Annotated in this window: 16 protein-coding genes; 13 read left to right on the top strand and 3 right to left on the bottom strand. The window is 65.0% G+C overall.

Annotated elements, in window-relative coordinates; genetic code table 11:
* The first annotated feature begins 58 nt into the window (after positions 1-58).
* The gene (locus JI743_RS07340; RefSeq protein ID WP_201927538.1) at positions 59-1,075 is read left to right on the top strand and encodes a formylglycine-generating enzyme family protein; all 1,017 of its coding nucleotides are present in this window, start codon (positions 59-61) and stop codon (positions 1,073-1,075) included.
* 126 nt (positions 1,076-1,201) lie between these two features.
* On the opposite strand, the gene JI743_RS07335 is transcribed toward JI743_RS07340, so the two are convergent.
* On the bottom strand, positions 1,202-2,113 hold the full coding sequence (locus JI743_RS07335; RefSeq protein WP_201927536.1) for an EamA family transporter: 912 nt from the start codon (positions 2,111-2,113) through the stop codon (positions 1,202-1,204).
* A gap of 183 nt (positions 2,114-2,296) precedes the next feature.
* On the opposite strand from JI743_RS07335, the gene JI743_RS07330 reads away from it, so the two are divergent.
* From JI743_RS07330 to leuC, 3 genes are all read left to right on the top strand, one after another.
* Positions 2,297-3,640 carry a phosphotransferase gene (locus tag JI743_RS07330; protein ID WP_201927535.1) on the top strand — a complete coding sequence of 448 codons (1,344 nt, stop codon included), beginning with the start codon at positions 2,297-2,299 and terminating at the stop codon, positions 3,638-3,640.
* Positions 3,641-3,650: 10 nt separating this feature from the next.
* Positions 3,651-4,946: an acyl-CoA dehydrogenase family protein gene (locus tag JI743_RS07325; RefSeq protein WP_201927534.1), complete on the top strand. Its 1,296-nt coding sequence runs from the start codon at positions 3,651-3,653 to the stop codon at positions 4,944-4,946.
* 139 nt (positions 4,947-5,085) lie between these two features.
* On the top strand, positions 5,086-6,519 hold the full coding sequence (leuC, locus tag JI743_RS07320) for a 3-isopropylmalate dehydratase large subunit (RefSeq protein WP_201927533.1): 1,434 nt from the start codon (positions 5,086-5,088) through the stop codon (positions 6,517-6,519).
* On the opposite strand, the gene leuD is transcribed toward leuC, so the two are convergent.
* On the bottom strand, positions 6,501-7,085 hold the full coding sequence (gene leuD / locus JI743_RS07315) for a 3-isopropylmalate dehydratase small subunit (RefSeq protein ID WP_227340426.1): 585 nt from the start codon (positions 7,083-7,085) through the stop codon (positions 6,501-6,503). The two genes, leuC and leuD, sit on opposite strands and share 19 nt — an antisense overlap.
* A 118-nt stretch (positions 7,086-7,203) precedes the next feature.
* Between leuD and JI743_RS07310 the strand changes: the two genes are divergently transcribed.
* A complete protein-coding gene (locus JI743_RS07310; RefSeq protein WP_201927531.1) occupies positions 7,204-7,710 on the top strand; it encodes a MarR family winged helix-turn-helix transcriptional regulator in 507 nt (168 codons plus the stop codon).
* Positions 7,711-7,736: 26 nt separating this feature from the next.
* Positions 7,737-8,348, top strand: coding sequence for an NADPH-dependent FMN reductase (locus JI743_RS07305; RefSeq protein ID WP_201927530.1), 612 nt, complete (start codon positions 7,737-7,739; stop codon positions 8,346-8,348).
* Here JI743_RS07305 and JI743_RS07300 read toward each other — a convergent pair.
* Positions 8,345-8,764, bottom strand: coding sequence for a MarR family winged helix-turn-helix transcriptional regulator (locus JI743_RS07300; RefSeq protein WP_227340429.1), 420 nt, complete (start codon positions 8,762-8,764; stop codon positions 8,345-8,347). The two genes, JI743_RS07305 and JI743_RS07300, sit on opposite strands and share 4 nt — an antisense overlap.
* Positions 8,765-8,930: 166 nt before the next feature.
* Here JI743_RS07300 and JI743_RS07295 point away from each other — a divergent pair, with 166 nt between their 5' ends.
* The 7 genes from JI743_RS07295 (at position 8,931) to JI743_RS07265 (ending at position 17,242) form a co-directional block, all read left to right on the top strand.
* On the top strand, positions 8,931-10,565 hold the full coding sequence (locus JI743_RS07295) for a long-chain-fatty-acid--CoA ligase (RefSeq protein ID WP_201927526.1): 1,635 nt from the start codon (positions 8,931-8,933) through the stop codon (positions 10,563-10,565).
* Between the two features lie 64 nt (positions 10,566-10,629).
* Positions 10,630-11,760, top strand: a complete 1,131-nt coding sequence (locus tag JI743_RS07290; RefSeq protein ID WP_227340430.1) for an alpha/beta hydrolase — start codon at positions 10,630-10,632, stop codon at positions 11,758-11,760.
* Positions 11,761-12,741, top strand: a complete 981-nt coding sequence (locus JI743_RS07285; protein ID WP_201927524.1) for a phosphotransferase family protein — start codon at positions 11,761-11,763, stop codon at positions 12,739-12,741.
* Positions 12,738-14,036, top strand: a complete 1,299-nt coding sequence (gene eno, locus JI743_RS07280; RefSeq protein ID WP_201927522.1) for a phosphopyruvate hydratase — start codon at positions 12,738-12,740, stop codon at positions 14,034-14,036. Before JI743_RS07285 ends, eno begins: the two co-directional genes overlap by 4 nt.
* Positions 14,033-14,953 (top strand): NAD(P)-dependent oxidoreductase, encoded by a 921-nt coding sequence (locus JI743_RS07275; RefSeq protein WP_201927520.1) that lies wholly within the window; start codon positions 14,033-14,035, stop codon positions 14,951-14,953. The genes eno and JI743_RS07275 overlap by 4 nt, the downstream gene beginning before the upstream one ends.
* A 15-nt stretch (positions 14,954-14,968) precedes the next feature.
* A complete protein-coding gene (locus tag JI743_RS07270) occupies positions 14,969-15,661 on the top strand; it encodes an alpha/beta fold hydrolase (protein WP_201927518.1) in 693 nt (230 codons plus the stop codon).
* Between the two features lie 15 nt (positions 15,662-15,676).
* Positions 15,677-17,242: a long-chain-fatty-acid--CoA ligase gene (locus JI743_RS07265; RefSeq protein ID WP_201927516.1), complete on the top strand. Its 1,566-nt coding sequence runs from the start codon at positions 15,677-15,679 to the stop codon at positions 17,240-17,242.
* Positions 17,243-17,261 lie beyond the last annotated feature (19 nt).

Below are 17,261 nucleotides of genomic sequence, written 5' to 3'. Positions count from 1 at the left end.
TTCACCCCCGCGCGGCTGCGAAGGGGGAGCGCACAGTTGAAGACGGAGTAGGCAAGGCTTGTCCAGATTTTTTGCGTCGACGGCCGTCACTGCGGCGATCCTGCTGACTGTGGCCGCCGGTTGCAGCGGCGACGACAGCAGGGGTGAGGCCGCGCAGGTGTCAGCCACGCCGCGCAGCTGCCCGGCAATTGCCGACACGCCGGTTCAACTCGCCGGCGGCAGCTTTGCGATGGGTGAAGAGGATGTCTATGCCGAAGAGGGACCGGTGCGCCAGACGACGGTCGCGGGATTCTGGATCGACCCGCACGAAGTGACCAACCGCCAGTTCGCCGAATTCGTCGCGGCGACGGGCTATGTAACGGTTGCCGAAAAGCCGGTCGATCCCACGCAATTCCAGGTTCCGGCGGATCAAATCCCCGCGCATATGCTGGAACCCGGCTCGGCGGTCTTCACCCCGCCCGACTTTCCCTCGAACAACTACGCCGACTGGTGGGAATATATGCCGGGCGTCAACTGGAAAAAGCCGTACGGTCCCGACGGCGCCGATGCCGTACCGAACGAGCCCGTCGTCCACCTCGCGTGGGACGATATGATCGCCTATGCCAAATGGCGCGGTGGGCGTATTCCGACCGAGGCCGAATGGGAATATGCGGCGAGCGCGGGCAAGCGATCGACGAATGTCCAACCCAAAGAGGCGAACAGCTGGCAAGGCGCTTTCCCCAACCACAATGCCGAAACCGACGGGTTCAAGGGCGTCGCGCCGGTCGGCTGCTACAAGCCCAATGCCAACGGCCTTTACGACATGGTCGGCAATGTGTGGGAGGTGACGTCCGACTATTTTCGTCCGGGGCACGATCCCGAGGACAAGGTGAACCCGAAAGGGCCGAGCGAAAATGCGGCCTATGATCCCTATAACCCCGGCATGGCGTCGCGCACGGTGAAGGGGGGCAGCTATCTCTGCGCGCCCAACTATTGCCAGCGCTATCGGCCGGCCTCGCGCCAGGGGCGCGACCCGGGCCTCGGCACGAGCAATGTGGGATTCCGGCTGGTTTACGACAGCGAACCAAAGGCCTGAGCTGATCGACCGAGGACATTTCGTTGGCGCTGTCGCAACTGCCGGCGGCGCTTCACCTTTCGGTCCCGATCGTTCGGAATGCGAGTTTCACGGGGCTTTTGGAATCGATGACATGCCCGCTCGATCTCAGGCTGCGGCGAGTAGCGCCATGATGACGCCCGCTGCGACGAGCAACAGGCCCAATATTTCCTGCACGCGGACCTTGTCGCGCAGATAATAGCGGGCGAACGCGATGGTGAATATAACCTCGACCTGACCGACGATCCGCACGAGCGCCGCCGGGGCGGCCGCAAAGCCGATGTACCAGCAGGCTGATCCGAGCGCCGAAAGCAGGCCGACCTGACTCGACGTTCGGAACGACCGTTTGACACCGCGCAATGTCTCGCGGTCGCGCAGGCTCGCCCATGCAAGATGCAGGCTGGATTGTATCGCCATGACCACAACCAGCGCGACAAGCGCTGAACCGACCGTATCGACACCGGAGAGTTCGGCTGTCGCGAGTTTGATGGTAATCGCCGCGCATGCGAACATCGACCCGGCGCCGAGACCGCAGAGGGCGGCAGGTTGCCTGAATGCTTTCCACGCCTGTCGCGCGGTCACGCCCTGACCGACAAGGGCGAGAATGAGGACGCCGGTCACGCCGACTATGATGCCGGCCCAGGCGAGCAGCGGAAGTTGCTCGTCTAGGAAAAGGGCGGTCACCAATGCGACCTGAATCGCCTCGGTCTTGGAAAAGGCCGTGCCGGCCACGAAGCCGCGATGGCCGAACGACAGGATTAACAGAACCGTCCCCGCCATCTGGGTGACGGCCCCGGCAGACGAATAGGCGAGAAACGCGGTCGTGAGCGGTGGGACCGGTGCGCCGAGGATGGCGAGCCATGCCGCCGCGAAGAGGCAGGCAAAGGGAAGGCCGAACAGATATCGCACGAGCACGGCGCCGCTGACGCTGAGTTCGGCGCGCAGGCGCTGTTGAAGTGCTGTCCGCCATGCCTGGAACAGTCCGCCGAACAATGCGGCGGGAAGCCAGATAGGATTCATGCGTGCGACATCCAGGTAACAACTCTTGCAAACACTTGTGGAATGTTGAGCCTCCCTCTTGCATGTTTTGGCAAGGCGCGCCTATATAATTAGCGTTCTAAGTATTGTCGAGCCGGTCGCGGCTTCATTGGGGCGGGGAGTGGATTGGCAGATGACCGCGCGGGAAATGTAGAGCTGGGAGTGATGACCGGTCTGATCGACCTGCCTGCTGCGCTAGCGGTAACGATGCGCCGCCTGCTCGGGGATGGCGACCTCACCGACTTGCGGCGACTTTCGGGCGGCGCGAACATGGAGAGCTGGGCTTTCGATTGGGGAATCGAGGGCTATGTTCTCCGCCGGGCGCCGTCGGCCGAATATATGGCGGACCGGCCATTCGGCCACGCCGACGAAGCAGCGCTGGTCCGCGCGGCGCACGCTGCGGGCGTCAAGGCGCCCGAGGTGGTCGGCGTGCTTGCTGAAGCCGACGGCATGGGTACGGGCTATATCATGCGCCGCGTGGACGCCGAGGTGAATCCGGCACGGATTCTTGCCGATCCACCGCCTTCGCTGCTGTCCGACCTTGCGCTCGAGCTTGCGCGCATCCACGCAGTCCCCTTGGCGAGTATCCCCGATGCGATCCCACTGATGGATACCGCTGCGGCGCTTGCCGAGCTCAAGGCGCGCTTTATCGGGTACGGCGGCGACCGGCCGATCATCGCGCTCGCAATCCGGTGGTGTGAGGAAAATTTGCCCGCGCCCACCGGGTCGGTGCTCGTCCATGGCGATTATCGCATGGGCAATATCATGGTCGATGCCGATGGGCTCGCCGCGGTGCTTGACTGGGAACTCGCGCATCGCGGCGACGCGCACGAGGATCTCGCCTTCGGGTGTATGGCGGTGTGGCGTTTCGGACGGCTCGACCATCCGGCGTTCGGCGTCGGCGATCTGGAGGAATTTTTCAACCTTTACGAGGCGGCAGGCGGTGTGCCCGTCGACCGGCAGCGTTTCCGCTTTTGGCTCGTTTACAGAACGCTCTGGTGGGCGCTCGGCTGCCTGCAGATGGGAGCGGCGTGGCGCAGCGGCGCCGACCGCAGCGTCGAGCGCGTCGTTGTCGGACGCCGGACGGCCGAGCAGGAGATCGACCTGCTCGCGCTGCTCGAAAGCGAAGCGCCCGCCGCCGCGCGCGAAGCCGCCCTGCCGGCCGCACACCGGGCCCCAGCCGAGGCGGCCGGCGAGCCGACCAACGGCGAGATCGTGCAGGCGGTGCGCGACTGGATCGATATGGCGATCAAGCCGCACGCCGAGGGGCATGCAAAGTTCGAAGCGGTGGTCGCGATGAACGCGCTCGGTATTGTGGCGCGCGATCTCGAAGCGGGCGTGCGTGCCGAGTATGCCGATCTGGCGCGCGCGCTGCTCGGCGGCGAGCGCACGCTCGCCGAACCGGGGCTGCTCGCCCGGCTGCGCCGCGCCGCGCTCGACAAATGCGCGGTCGACAGTCCGAAATATCCGCCGCTTGCCCGCGCCCGTGCGGCGTGGGGCATGCAATAGGGGAAGACATATGGATTTCGCCGTTCCGGCTGATTTGCAGGCCTATCTCGCCGAACTCGACGCTTTCATCGAAGCGGAGATCAAGCCGCTCGAACAGGCTGACGACAATATCCGCTTTTTTGACCATCGCCGCGAGCACAGCCGCACCGACTGGGACAATCAGGGGTTGCCGCGCCACGAGTGGGAAGAGCTGCTGAAGGCCGCTACGCGCAAAGCCGATGCGGCGGGCCACTGGCGCTTCTCGGCGCCCAGGAAATATGGCGGCAAGGACGGGTCAAACCTGTGGATGGCGGTGATCCGCGAGCATCTCGCCGCCCGGGGCCTCGGCCTCCACAATGATCTGCAGAACGAGCACAGCATCGTCGGCAATTTTCCCTTCGTCGAGATGTTCGAGCAATTCGCGACGAGCGAGGAACAGAAGCAGGAGTTCATCCTCGGCGGGTTCGAGGGCAGGCGCCGCACCGCCTTCGGCCTGACTGAGCCCGATCATGGCTCCGATGCGACACATATGGAGACGCGCGCGGTGCGCGAAACGCGGGACGGCGTCGAGGGCTGGCTGATCAACGGGCGCAAGATGTGGATCACCGGCATGCACGTTGCCACGCATTGCGCAACTTTTTGCCGCACGGACGGCGAAGACGGCGATGCCAAGGGCATCACCTGCCTGCTCGTCCCAACTGGCACGCCCGGCATGACGGTCGATGAATATATGTGGACGTTCAACATGCCGACCGACCATCCGCGCATGACGTTCACCGACGTCTGGGTTCCCGACAGCGCGCGGCTCGGACCCGAAGGCGGCGGGCTGTCGATCGCCCAGAGCTTTGTCCACCAGAATCGTATCCGGCAGGCGGCGTCTTCGTTGGGCGCGGCGGTCTATTGCATCGAGGAAAGCGTCCGATACGCGCGTGAACGCAAGCCCTTCGGCGAGGCTCTCGCGAAGAACCAGGCGATCCAGTTCCCGCTCGTCGAATTGGCGACGCAGGCCGAGATGCTGCGCCTTTTGATCCGCAAGACCGCGTGGGACATGGACAACACGCCGCACAAGGAAATCGAACGCACGCTGTCGGACAAGGTCAGCATGTGCAATTATTGGGCGAACCGCCTCGTCTGCGAGGCCGCCGACCGCGCGATGCAGGTGCATGGCGGCATCGGCTATTCGCGGCACAAGCCATTCGAACATATCTATCGCCACCACCGCCGCTACCGGATCACCGAAGGGGCGGAAGAGATCCAGATGCGCAAGGTGGCGGCCTATCTCTTTGGTTATCTGGGCCCGCGGCGCGAGACGATCGGGCGCATCTGAACCGCTCGCTGCGCTCACACCCAGGGCGCGAGTATGCCGGCGGTGCGACGCTCACCCAGCGTGCGAATTGCCTTGCCCATCTCCTGCCATTGCCGTTATAAGTTAGCTATCTAAGTATTATTGGAGCGGGCAGGCTTTCATGACATTGCGGCGGGCGTGCACCCTTTATGACAAGATCTGGGACGCGCATACGGTCGCGACCGACGAGGGCGAGACGATCCTCTATGTCGACCTGCACCTGCTCCACGAAGTGACCTCGCCGCAGGCCTTTGCGGGTCTTGCTGCCGCAGGCAGGGCGGTTCGGCGCCCCGAGCTGGCACTTGCTCTTTCCGACCACAATGTCCCGACGCACGGACAGTATAGGGGACCGCAAGGGGTGGCTGACCCGGCTGCGCGCGCCCAACTCGAGGCGTTGGCAGAGAACAGCCGGCGGGCAGGGATTGAAAGTTTTGCGATGGGCGATCCTCGCGGGGGGATCGTGCATGTCGTCGCGCCCGAGCAGGGGCGCTCGCAGCCGGGGATGACCATCGTATGCGGAGACAGCCATACCTCGACCCACGGCGCCTTCGGCGCGCTTGCTTTCGGTATCGGCACATCCGAGCTCGAGCATGTTCTTGCGACCCAGACCATCCGGCAACGCAAGTCGCGCAATATGCGGATCAGCGTCGACGGGATGCTCGGTCCTCATGCCGGCGCCAAGGATCTCGCGCTCCACCTGATCGCCGCGCTCGGCGTCGATGGGGCGACGGGGCATGTCATCGAATATGCCGGATCGGCGGTTCGCGCGCTGTCGATGGAAAGCCGCATGACGCTGTGCAACCTCAGCATCGAAATGGGTGCGCGCGCAGGGCTCGTGGCGCCCGACGAAACGACGTTCGAATATTTGCGCGGGCGCCCCGCCGCTCCGACGAGTGCGGCCTGGGCGGCGGCGGTTTCCCGCTGGCGCGGCCTGCCGAGCGATGCCGAAGCGGCGTTCGACCGCGAGTTTCGCCTCGACGCGCACGATGTTGCTCCGATGGTGAGTTGGGGCACCCTCCCCTCGCAGGTGATTGCGGTCGACGGTGCCGTTCCCGATCCTGCATCGATGCCGACGGCCGAGGCGCGTGCTGCCGCGGCGCGGGCGCTCGACTATATGCAGCTCACGCCGGGGACGCCGCTTCGCGACATTGCGATCGACCGCGTTTTCATCGGAAGCTGCACGAACAGCCGCATCGAGGACTTGCGCATCGCCGCCCGGATTGTTCGTGGGCGCCTTGTGGCGCCGCATGTGCGGGCGCTCGTCGTCCCCGGCTCGGGGCTCGTCAAGCGACAGGCGGAGGCCGAAGGAATCGATGCCGTGCTGCGCGCAGCGGGCTTCGACTGGCGCGAACCCGGCTGCTCGATGTGCGTCGGAATGAACGAGGACCGGTTGCAACCTGGTGAACGCTGTGCAGCGACCTCGAACCGCAACTTCGAAAATCGCCAGGGGCGCGGCGGGCGGACACATCTGATGAGTCCAGCACTGGCCGCCGCGAGCGCGATCGTCGGCCGCATTGCCGACCCCGCCGCGCTCGATCAGGCGCGCGCTTCATAACGTGCGATCGCCTCCGCGTGGCGAAGCGTGCGTGCGATGTCGTCGAGGCCTTCGAGCAACGCGTGGCGGTCGTCGGGATCGATGGAAAAGCCAGTGGACTCGCCATCGGCCAGCGAGATCATTTGCCTGTCGAGGTCGACATCGATCAGCGCCATATCGGCCATGCTCGCCGCGCGTTGCAGCCGCGCACATTCCGCATCGGGCAGGCGAATGAGGAGCAAGCCGTTCTTGCGCGCGTTGTTCGCGAATATGTCGCCGAAACTCGGCGCGACGACGCAGCGGATACCGAAATCGGTGAGCGCCCAGACGGCATGTTCGCGCGACGATCCGCAGCCGAAATTGCGGTCGGCAATCAGGATCTGCGCATCGCGATAGGGCGCGCGGTTGAGAACGAAGGCGTCGCGCTCGACGCCCTGCGCGTCGTAACGCAGCTCTTGGAACAGGTGTCGACCGAGGCCCTGCCGCGTCAGCGCGGTCATAAACCGGGCGGGAATGATCATGTCAGTGTCGACATTGGCGAGCGGCAGGGGGGCCGCGATACCCTTCAGGCGTTCGAACTTCCGCAAGCTGCGCTCCATGCAATTAGTATTCTAAGTAAATGAACGTGTGTCGCCTGTCCACTGGCTTCGAAGCATATTGCCGACCGAATCATAGGGCTCTAAGATTTGGGAAAGGGGAGAATCTTTGGCAAAAGAGAAACAGCGGTTCCGTCACCCGGCGGAATATTACACCGATCCCGAGAACAGCATTGGCTATCTCGCCCGAATCGTTTTCCGGTCCTTCTCGCGATTGCTCGAGCGCAGCACGCTGGAGCATGACGTGTCGGCGGGACAGTGGCGCTTTCTGCGCCAGCTCTGGCGCGAGGACGGGATCACGCAGCGCGAGCTGAGCGAGCGCGTCGGGATGCGCGAGCCGACAACGGTCGTCGCGCTCAAGGGCCTCGAAAAGGCGGGCTTCATCACACGCAAAAAGACCGATGCCGACCGGCGCAAGACCTATATCTATCTGACACCCCATGCGAAAAAGCTCGAGCTGATCCTCGCACCGATGAATGCCGAGGTGCATGAGGTCGCGACGCGCGGGATGAGCGACGAGGAGGTGGCGACGCTGCAGGCACTGATGCGGCGCGTCATCGCCAACCTTGCCGACGAAACCGCCAAGCTCTCTGAACTTTCTGACATCAAGGCCTAGAGCGCCCTCTTGCGAAACGCCCGCCAATGATTAGTATTCTAATCAAATCGGACAGGGAGGGCGAATTGGCAAAGATTGCGGTCATCGTCGGGAGCGTGCGCGAATGCTCGTATAACCGCGCGCTGGGCAGGCTCGCGATCGGCGCGCTCGAATCGCACGGCGCGAGCGTTGCCGACGTCGATCTCGGCGATTATGATTTGCCCCTCTATTCGGCCAAGCTCGAGGCCGAGGCTTTTCCCGAGGAAGCGCGACGGCTGAAGGCGCTGTTCATGGCGCAGGACGGGCTGTTGTTCGTGTCGCCCGAATATAATGGGTCGGTATCACCGCTGCTCAAGAACGCCATCGACTGGGCCTCGCGCCCGAGCGGCGACGAAAGTGCGGTCGCGCTCAGTGCCTATCGCGGCAAGGTGACGGCGCTGATGGCGGCGTCGGTCAGCCCCTTCGGTGGGCTACGCGGGCTGATGCACCTGCGCCAGATCCTGTCGACCGTCCAGACGCTGGTGATCCCCGACCAACTGCTCGTGCCCAATGCGCATATGGCGTTCGACGAGGGGGGCAACCTCAAGGACGCGCTGCCTGCCTCGCTCGTCGATGTGGTGGCGGCGCGGCTCGTGACGGTGGCGCGCTCGCTCGCTTAGGCGGGCTGTTCCATATTGTCGCCCCAGTCGGCTTCGAGCGCCGCGAGCAGTGCGTCGAAGCGATCGTGCCCCAGCCTTTCGGCGAGCTGGTCGCCGAGTCCGTCCATCGCGCGCTGCGCATCCTGCCGCATCCGCGCGCCGGTTTCGGTCAGCGACACGATCATATGGCGCCGATCGGTCGGATCGGGCGCCAGCTGGACGATGCCAAGGCCGACCATCTGATTGATCGTATTGTGCACCGCCTGCCGCGACAGGCCGAGGTTGCGCGCGATATCCGACGGCCGCACGACGCCGGTGACGATATTGGTCATTACCATCGACTGCGGTCGACTGATGTCGGGCCAGCCGCGCGCGCGCAGCCGTGCCTGCAGGCCTTCGTCCAGCCAGCAAAAGCGTTGAAAAAGTGCGATAATCAATTGGTTTGTGCGCATCTGACGGCCACGAATGCCCCATACCGGCGACCGATCGCCCGAGGCGGCCAAGCTAATGGACCGCGGCGGGCGAAGCAAGGCACGGCAGCGTTGCAATGCCATAATACTTAGTATACTATCTTTCTCGACAATGAAGGGAGAGAGGCTCCGCATGGACGGTTTGATGCAGAATGCGCCGCTGACGGTCGACCGGATCATCGATCATGCGGCGGCGTGGCATGGCGCGCGCGAGATTGTGTCGCGCGATGCCGATGGGCATGTCACCCACGCCGATTATGCCGCGGTCCATGCCGACGCGAAGCGCGTGTCGAATGCGCTCGCGGCAGAAGGAATTGCCCGCGGCGACCGGGTGGCCACGATGGCGTGGAACGGTGCGCGGCACCTGGCCGCTTGGTATGGTGCGGCGGGAATGGGCGCGGTGTTGCACACGCTCAACCCACGGCTTTTCCTCGAGCAGATCGCCTATATCGCCAATCATGCCGGCGACCGGCTGCTCCTCGCCGATCCGGCGGTTGCCGATCTGGTCGGCGAACTGCTGCCGGAGGTTCCGTCGATCGAAAAGGTGATCTTCTTCTGCGACGAGGCTTCGCTCCCCGCCACACGCTATGCGGCGGTCGCATTCGACAACTGGATTTCCGGCCATTCGGACGAATATGCGTGGGGTGGGTTCGATGAAAATGCGGCGTGCGGGCTTTGCTATACCAGCGGCACGACGGGCAATCCGAAGGGGGTGCTCTATTCGCACCGTTCCAACTATATCCATGCGCTGATGACCCTGCAGCGCGACGCGCTCGCTCTGTCTGCGCGCGATACCGTGCTGTTGGTCGTGCCCATGTATCACGCCAACGCCTGGGGCGTCGTCTATTCGGCGCCAGCGGTCGGCGCAAAGCTCGTGCTGCCGGGGCAAAGGATGGACGGCGAGTCCATCTATAATCTGATTGAGGCGGAAGGCGTGACCTATTCGGCGGCGGTGCCGACCGTCTGGCAAATGCTGCTCCAATATATGCAGGACAATGGCAAACGCTTCACGACGCTCGAACGCGTGACCATCGGCGGCTCGGCCTGCCCCGAGTCGCTCGTCCGCACCTTCCGCGACGATTATGGCGTCGACGTCATCCAGGGGTGGGGCATGACTGAAACCTCGCCGCTCGGCACGGTGTCGGTACCCAATGCTTCGGTCGCGGCGAAATCCGATGGCGAGCAGATGACGTACAAGCTCAAACAGGGGCGGCTGCTTTGCGGGCTCGAGATGAAGCTGGTCGACGACGCGGGCAATCGCTTGCCGCACGACGGCAAGACGCCCGGGCGGCTGATGGTGAAGGGACCGACGATCGCGCGCAGCTATTATGGTGGGGAGGGCGGCGACGTACTCGACGCCGAGGGATTCTTCGACACCGGCGACGTCAGTACCATCGACAGCGAAGGCTATATGCAGATCACCGACCGCGCGAAGGATGTCGTCAAATCGGGCGGCGAGTGGATCAGCTCGATCGAATTGGAAAATATCGCGACGGGGCATGAGGCGGTGGCGGTGGCCGCCGTGGTTGGCGTAGCCCACCCCAAATGGGACGAGCGGCCGATCCTGCTCTGCCAGCTCAAACCCGGCGCGAGCGCGACCGGCGACGATGTGCGTGCCTATCTCGATGGGCGGATCGCGAAATGGTGGATGCCCGACGACATATTGTTCGTCGATGAAATTCCCCTCGGTCCGACCGGCAAGATCGACAAGAAGGCGATCCGCGCAGGGCTCGAAGCCTATGAACTGCCGTTCGAGGTCAGTCGATAACATGGAACCCGCTCTCGTCATCCCGGACCGGGATGACTACGAGCTGCAACAAGCAGGAGAGGCGATGATGGACCCGAACGGGATCGAAGGGCTGGACGCACAATTCATCGGCCGCGTTTCGCCGACCGCGCCGCGCATCCAGGCGGGCGGCCATCCGTGCCAGGGCATCTATTGGACTGAGGCGGGCAAGCGCCCGAAGGTCGCGATCATCGCCACCCATTATAATGTCGATTTTTCCGAACATTACATCGCCCCATATTTCGCGCGGCAGGGTTTCGGCTTCCTCGGCTGGAACACGCGCTATCGCGGAATGGAGGATCAGTTCCTGCTCGAGCACGCGATCGTCGACATCGGCGTCGGCATGCAATGGCTGAAGGAGGAGGCCGGGGTCGAGGCGATCGTCATCCTCGGCAATTCGGGGGGCGGTTCGCTGATGGGCGCCTATCAGGCCGAAGCCATTGCGCCGACGCTGACCGACCGTCTGCCGGCCGCCGGGCAGGATGCGCTTGCCAGTCTGGTGAAGGGCGACCTTTATATCAGCTTCAACGCGCATCAGGGGCGGCCCGAGGTGCTCACCGACTGGATGGACGCATCGGTGATCGACGAGAATGACCCGGTCGCGACCGACCCCGAACTCGACCCGTTCAACCCCGACAACGGCCCGCCCTATTCGGACGATTTCATCGCCCGATACCGCGCTGCCCAACGGGCGCGCAACCAGCGCATCACCGATTGGGCGAAGGCCGAATTGAAGCGACTCAGCGATGCGGGCATCCCCGACCGCATCTTTCCGATGTTCCGCTGCTGGGGCGACATCCGCTGCGTCGATCCGGCGATCGACCCGTCCGACCGCAAGCCCAACTGGTGCTATCGCGGCGACCCCGCGATCGCCAACCGCACCCCGAGCATCGGGCGGGCGAACACGATCAAGACCTGGCTCAACATGTGGAGCCTCGAAACCTCGCCGTGTCAGGGCCAGCCGCATCTCGCGAAACACGACACCCCCGCGCTGGTCGTCCAGGGCACCGCCGACACCGGCGTCTTCCCGAGCGATGCACGCAAGATCTTCGACTTTCTGGGCACGGAGGACAAACAGCTCGAACTGATCCCCGGGGCGCACTATTTCGAGGATTCGATCGAAGAGCGCCGGAACGCTGCCGACCTGGTCGGGGCATGGGTTCGGGAGAAGCTGTAAGTGGACGCGACTGGCGCGGCCCTGATCGACGACCTGCGCGGCGCCGGCATTGTCGTCGCTGACGATGCGGCGGTCGAACCGTTGACCGGCGGCGTTTCGTGCGACGTGTGGAAGGTCGAAACGGCGTCCGGCCCGCTCGTCGTCAAGCGCCCGCTCGAACAATTGCGCGTCGCCGCCGACTGGCACGCGCCGGTCGAGCGCGGTGCGAGCGAAGTGCGCTGGCTGCAGCGCGCGCAATCGGTCGATCCGCGCATGGCGCCCGAGGTGGTGGCCGAATTGCCCGGCTATGGCTTTGCTATGCGCTTCGTTCCCCACGCTCCCGTGTGGAAGGATGAGCTAGTCGCGGGTCGTGTCGATCCCACCTTCGCTGCCGCGGTCGGCGCGCGCATCGTCGCGGTGCATGCTGCCACGGCGGACAGCCCCGCCGACCGCGATGCATTCGCCACCGACGCGATGTTCCGCGCGCTGCGTATCGACCCTTTTCTGCTCTATGTGGCGCAGCGCGATAAGGCTGTCGCTGAACCGCTTTATACGCTCGCCGACGAACTCGCTTGCTCCAAGCGCGCGCTGGTGCATGGTGATGTCAGCCCGAAGAATATCCTTGTCGCACCCGCCGGCCCGCTGTTTCTCGACGCCGAATGCGCGGTTTATGGCGACCCCGCCTTTGACCTCGCCTTTTGCACCACGCACCTGCTGCTCAAACTCGTCTGGCTCGATGACGGGCGGCTGCGCGACGCTGCTGCCGCGCTCGTCACGGCCTATAGCAACGGCATCGATTGGGAGGACGCAGACGCGCTGATGCTCCGCGCCGGCCAGATCGCCGCAGCGCTGCTGCTTGCGCGGGTCGAGGGCAAGTCGCCCGCGCCCTATCTGACCGACCCCGATCACAAGTGCATCGTCGCCGAACAGGCGCGCGCACTACTGCTGTCGCCCGCGCCGCTGGGCGCGCTCGTCACTGAATGGAAAAGGACAATATCATGAGTTCGCGCATCGCGGCTGTCACCGGCCGTCAGATTTGGGATTCGCGGGGACGCCCGACGGTCGAGGCCGAAGTGACGCTCGAATCGGGCGCGGTCGGGCGCGCGATTGCGCCTGCGGGCGCGTCGCGCGGTGCGCATGAGGCCATCGACCTGCGCGACGGCGGGGCGGCATTCGGCGGCTTCGGGGTGAACAGTGCGGTCGCTGGCATTGGTACCGAGATTGCGCGCGCGTTGGCGGGTCAGGACGCGCGCGACCAGGCGGCGGTCGACAGGCTTCTGTGCGATCTCGACGGCACGCCCAACAAGGCGCGGCTTGGCGCCAATGCCGTGGTGGCGGTGTCGATGGCAGTGCTCCACGCCGCCGCGGCAAACGCGCGCGTACCGCTTTGGCGCTACCTGGCTGACGGACGCAAGATTCGGACTCCGCTGCCCGAGATCCAGATTTTCGGCGGCGGCGCCCATGCCGGGCGGCGGACCGATGTGCAGGATTTCATGGTGATGTGCCCCAGGGCGGGAAACTTTCGCCGCGCGCTCGAAATTACCGAGGAGGTCTATCGCGCCGCGGGCAGGCTGATGGAGGCCAAGGGGCCGCTCTCTGGAGTCGCCGACGAAGGCGGCTGGTGGCCCAATTTTGCGTCGAACGAAGATGCGCTCGACACGTTGACCAAGGCCATCGAGGCGAGCGGGCACCGCGCGGGCGAAGACGTGTTCATCTCGCTCGACATTGCCGCGAACGAGCTTGGCGACGCGGCGGGCTATGACCTCGCGCTCGACGACCGGCGGCTGTCGGGCGAGGAAATGGCGGCCCGCATCATCGAATGGGCGGGACGCTATCCGATCCTGTCGATCGAGGACCCGGCGGGGCAGGACGATTGGACGACGATGGCGGCGGTCACCGCCAGCATCGGCGACCGGGTGCAGATCATCGGCGACGATGTTCTCGTCACCAATGCAGAGCGCGTCGCGCGGGCGGGCGATGCGGCGGTCTGCAATGCCGCGCTCATCAAGGTCAATCAGGTTGGTACGGTGACCGAGGCAAAGGCCGCGATCGAGGCAGCCGTCCAGCGCGGCTGGGGCGCCATCGTTTCGGCGCGGTCGGGCGAGAGCGAGGATGTCACCATCGCGCATCTCGCCTCCGGCTGGGACGCGGGGCAATTGAAGGTCGGCAGCTTCACCCGCTCTGAACGCATGGCGAAATGGAACGAAATGTTGCGGATCGAGGAGGCGTTGGGAAGCGACGCCGAATGGGCGGGGTTCTCGGCCTTTGCCGGATCGATCGGCCAGGTGACGGCATGATCGTCCTTCACGCACGTCCGAGCCCCGGTTTTCGGGAAGCCGTCGATGCTATTTTCGGCCCCGGCGTCGTGACCCATGTCGACGAAGCCGCGCCGCTTGATGATGTGGCGGGCGAGATTAGCGCGCTGCTGCACGTCCTGACCCCGGTAACGGCCGACTTTATCGCCTCGGCGCCCAATCTCAAGCTGATACAGAAGCTCGGCATCGGCGTGAACACCATCGCGCTTGATGCCGCCCGCGAGCATGACGTTGCCGTATGCAACATGCCGGGCACCAACAGCCAGGCGGTCGCCGAAATGGCGCTGTCGCTGATGATCGCGGTGCTGCGCCGCACCTGCTTCTTTGATGCGCGCACGCGAGCGGGCGAGGGCTGGACCGCCGATCCATCGGAACTCGACTTGGTCGGCGAGATTAAGGGGCGCACCGTCGGTCTCGTCGGTTTCGGCCATTCGGCACAGCGGCTCGCGCCGGTGCTCGAAGCGCTGGGGGCGAGGGTCGTCTATACGGCGCGTAGCGAAAAGCCCGTCACCTATGAGCATTGGCCGCTCGACCGTCTGATCGCGCAAAGCGACATCGTCTCGCTGCATATGCCGCTCACCGACGACACCCGCGCGAGCATCGACCCTTTTGCGATGAAGAAGGGCGCGGTGCTGGTAAATTGCGCGCGCGGCGAGCTGATCGACGAGGGGCGGTTGGGCGAGGCGCTGACAAGCGGCCATTTGCGCGGCGCGGGGCTCGACGTGTTCGCCGAAGAGCCGCTGCCGCGCGGCAATCTGCTGCTCGGCCTGCCCAATGTCGTGCTCGCCCCGCATATCGCCTGGCTCACCCCCGAAACGCTCGTGCGAAGCCTGACGGTGGCGCATGAAAACTGCCGCCGGCTTGCCGCGGGCGAAGCGTTGCTCCACCGCGCCGTTTGATACGGACCAAGCGCCATGACCCTCCCAATTTTTCTCATCACCGGCCAATTGCTCACCGAAGCGGTATGGGCGCCCTTGCGCGAGGCGTGGCCCGACCGGGAGCTTGTTGTCGCCGACAATAAGAGCGACGACAGCATCGAAGCCTTTGCCGCGCGCCTGCTCGAAAATGCGCCGCCGCGTTTCGCGCTGGTCGCCCACGCAATGGGAGGCTTTATCGCGTTCGAGGTGATGCGCCGCGCCCCCGAACGTGTCGAGCGGCTGGCGCTCGTTTCGACGCTCGCCCCGGCCGACGGTCCAGCGCAGACCGTGCGGCGGCAGGGCTATATCGACCTCGTCGAAAGCGGAAAATTCGAACAGGTCGTCGAGGAACGCATCCCCATCCTCTTCCCCGAGGAAAAACGCGCCGATGCCCGCTTGCTCGGCATCGCGCGACAGATGGCGGCCGACACGGGCGCCGAAACCTTCCTCGCGCAGCAGCGTGCGATCATGGCGCGGGTCGACAGTCGCCCGCGGCTCGGGGACATCGCGGTGCCCGTGCTGCTTGTTCGCGGCGATGGCGACGGTATCGTGAGCGCGGCGCACCATGAAGAAATTGCCGAGGCGATCCCCGGCGCCCGCTCGGTGACAATCGAAGGTGCAGGCCATCTGCCGATGGTCGAGGCGCCGGACCGGTTCCGGACGATCCTTGCGGCGTTTCTGGATGAATAGACAAGGGATTGGGCGATGATCGACCTCGATGCAATTCGGACGCTGGCGGACATCCCGGCGGCATGGGCGCGGCGCCGGGGCGATGCGGTGGCGGTCAAGTTCGAGGACCGCGAGACGAGCTTTTCCGAACTCGACGCGCGTGCAAACCGCGTCGCGCACGCCCTGCGCGTGACAGGGTTTCGCCCGGGCGACCGGGTATCGGCACTCACCAAGAACCACGATAGCTGGTATCCGCTCTTTTTCGGAACGGCGCGGGCACGTGCCTGTTTCGCGCCGATCAATTGCCGCCTCGCACCCGCCGAGATCGGCTTCATCCTGGGCGACGCTGCGCCCCGACTGCTGTTCGTCGGCGAGGATTTCTTTGACTGCGCGCTGGCGGCGGTCGCCGACCTGCCGGCCCCGCCGCTGCTGATCGCGCTTTACGGCGAACATCCCGCATTCCTGCCCCTCGAGACGTGGCTCGGTGGTGCGGGGGATGCACCGCTCGCAGACGCGCCCGAGTTAGCTGATGATGTGCTGCAGCTATACACGAGCGGCACGACGGGGCTGCCGAAGGGTGTGGTCCTGACCAATCGCAATTATCGCGCCTTCCTCGAAGCCGCGACGGAGGTCGATGGCTTCGCCTATGGCGAGGATGAAACCGTTATGATCGTCATGCCCCTGTTCCACGTCGCTGGGACGAACGTCAGTTTCTCGGGATTGGCGCAGGGCGGGCGGCTGGTTCTCGTCAAGGATTTCGCTGCTGCCGACGCGCTGCACATGATGCGCCGCGAGCGGGTTGCGCATGCATTCCTGGCGCCTGCGATGATCCAGATGATGCTGCTCGACCCGGGGGCGGTGGAGGGGGGCTTCCCCGAACTCCGCTCGATCGCCTATGGTGCGTCGCCGATTGCCGAGGATGTGCTGCGCCGTGCGCGGCAGGCCTTCGGCTGCGACTTTGTGCAATTTTACGGCATGACCGAATCGGCGGGGGGCGGCTCCTATCTCGCCCCTGCCGCGCACGACTTGCCGGGCAAGCTGACCTCGTGCGGCAAGCCGTGGCCGGGGATCGAAATGGCGATCCTCGACGGCGATGGGCGCGCGCTGGGCGTCGGCGAGATCGGCGAGATCGCCATTCGCGGTGCAATCGTGATGAAGGAATATTGGGACCGCGCGGCGGCGACCGAGGAAACGCTAGCAGGCGGCTGGCTCCACACCGGCGACGTCGGATGCCGCGATGCCGACGGATTCTATTACGTCCACGACCGCATCAAGGACATGATCGTTTCGGGCGGCGAGAATGTCTATCCGGCCGAGGTCGAAAGCGCGATCATGGGCTGCCCCGGTGTCGCCGACGTCGCGGTCATCGGCGTTCCCGACGACAAATGGGGCGAAGCCGTGAAGGCGCTGATCGTCCCGGCGGCCGGGGCGCAGCCCGACCCTGCGGATATCGTCGCCTGGGCACGCGAGCGGATCGCGGCCTACAAGGTTCCGAAAAGCGTCGAGTTCATCGATGCGCTGCCGCGCAATCCGTCGGGCAAGGTGCTTCGCCGCGAGTTGCGTGCGCCCTTCTGGGAAGGCCGCGACCGCGCGGTCGGATAAGCGTCGGAACTTCAAAAAA

The organism is Sphingopyxis jiangsuensis, from assembly GCF_016734905.1.
Classification (GTDB): Bacteria; Pseudomonadota; Alphaproteobacteria; order Sphingomonadales; family Sphingomonadaceae; genus Sphingopyxis; species Sphingopyxis jiangsuensis.
The sequence above is the reverse complement of the archived record's forward strand: the minus strand, read 5'-3'. Positions and strand labels throughout refer to the sequence as shown.

Coding starts and splice junctions, on each gene's coding strand:
- JI743_RS07305 (WP_201927530.1), top strand. CDS start 7,737: ATGATTAGTATTCTAATCAAATCGGACAGGGAGGGCGAATTGGCAAAG.
- JI743_RS07335 (WP_201927536.1), bottom strand. CDS start 2,113: ATGAATCCTATCTGGCTTCCCGCCGCATTGTTCGGCGGACTGTTCCAG.
- JI743_RS07325 (WP_201927534.1), top strand. CDS start 3,651: ATGGATTTCGCCGTTCCGGCTGATTTGCAGGCCTATCTCGCCGAACTC.
- JI743_RS07275 (WP_201927520.1), top strand. CDS start 14,033: ATGATCGTCCTTCACGCACGTCCGAGCCCCGGTTTTCGGGAAGCCGTC.
- leuC (WP_201927533.1), top strand. CDS start 5,086: ATGACATTGCGGCGGGCGTGCACCCTTTATGACAAGATCTGGGACGCG.
- eno (WP_201927522.1), top strand. CDS start 12,738: ATGAGTTCGCGCATCGCGGCTGTCACCGGCCGTCAGATTTGGGATTCG.
- JI743_RS07270 (WP_201927518.1), top strand. CDS start 14,969: ATGACCCTCCCAATTTTTCTCATCACCGGCCAATTGCTCACCGAAGCG.
- JI743_RS07290 (WP_227340430.1), top strand. CDS start 10,630: ATGATGGACCCGAACGGGATCGAAGGGCTGGACGCACAATTCATCGGC.
- JI743_RS07330 (WP_201927535.1), top strand. CDS start 2,297: ATGACCGGTCTGATCGACCTGCCTGCTGCGCTAGCGGTAACGATGCGC.
- JI743_RS07265 (WP_201927516.1), top strand. CDS start 15,677: ATGATCGACCTCGATGCAATTCGGACGCTGGCGGACATCCCGGCGGCA.
- JI743_RS07295 (WP_201927526.1), top strand. CDS start 8,931: ATGGACGGTTTGATGCAGAATGCGCCGCTGACGGTCGACCGGATCATC.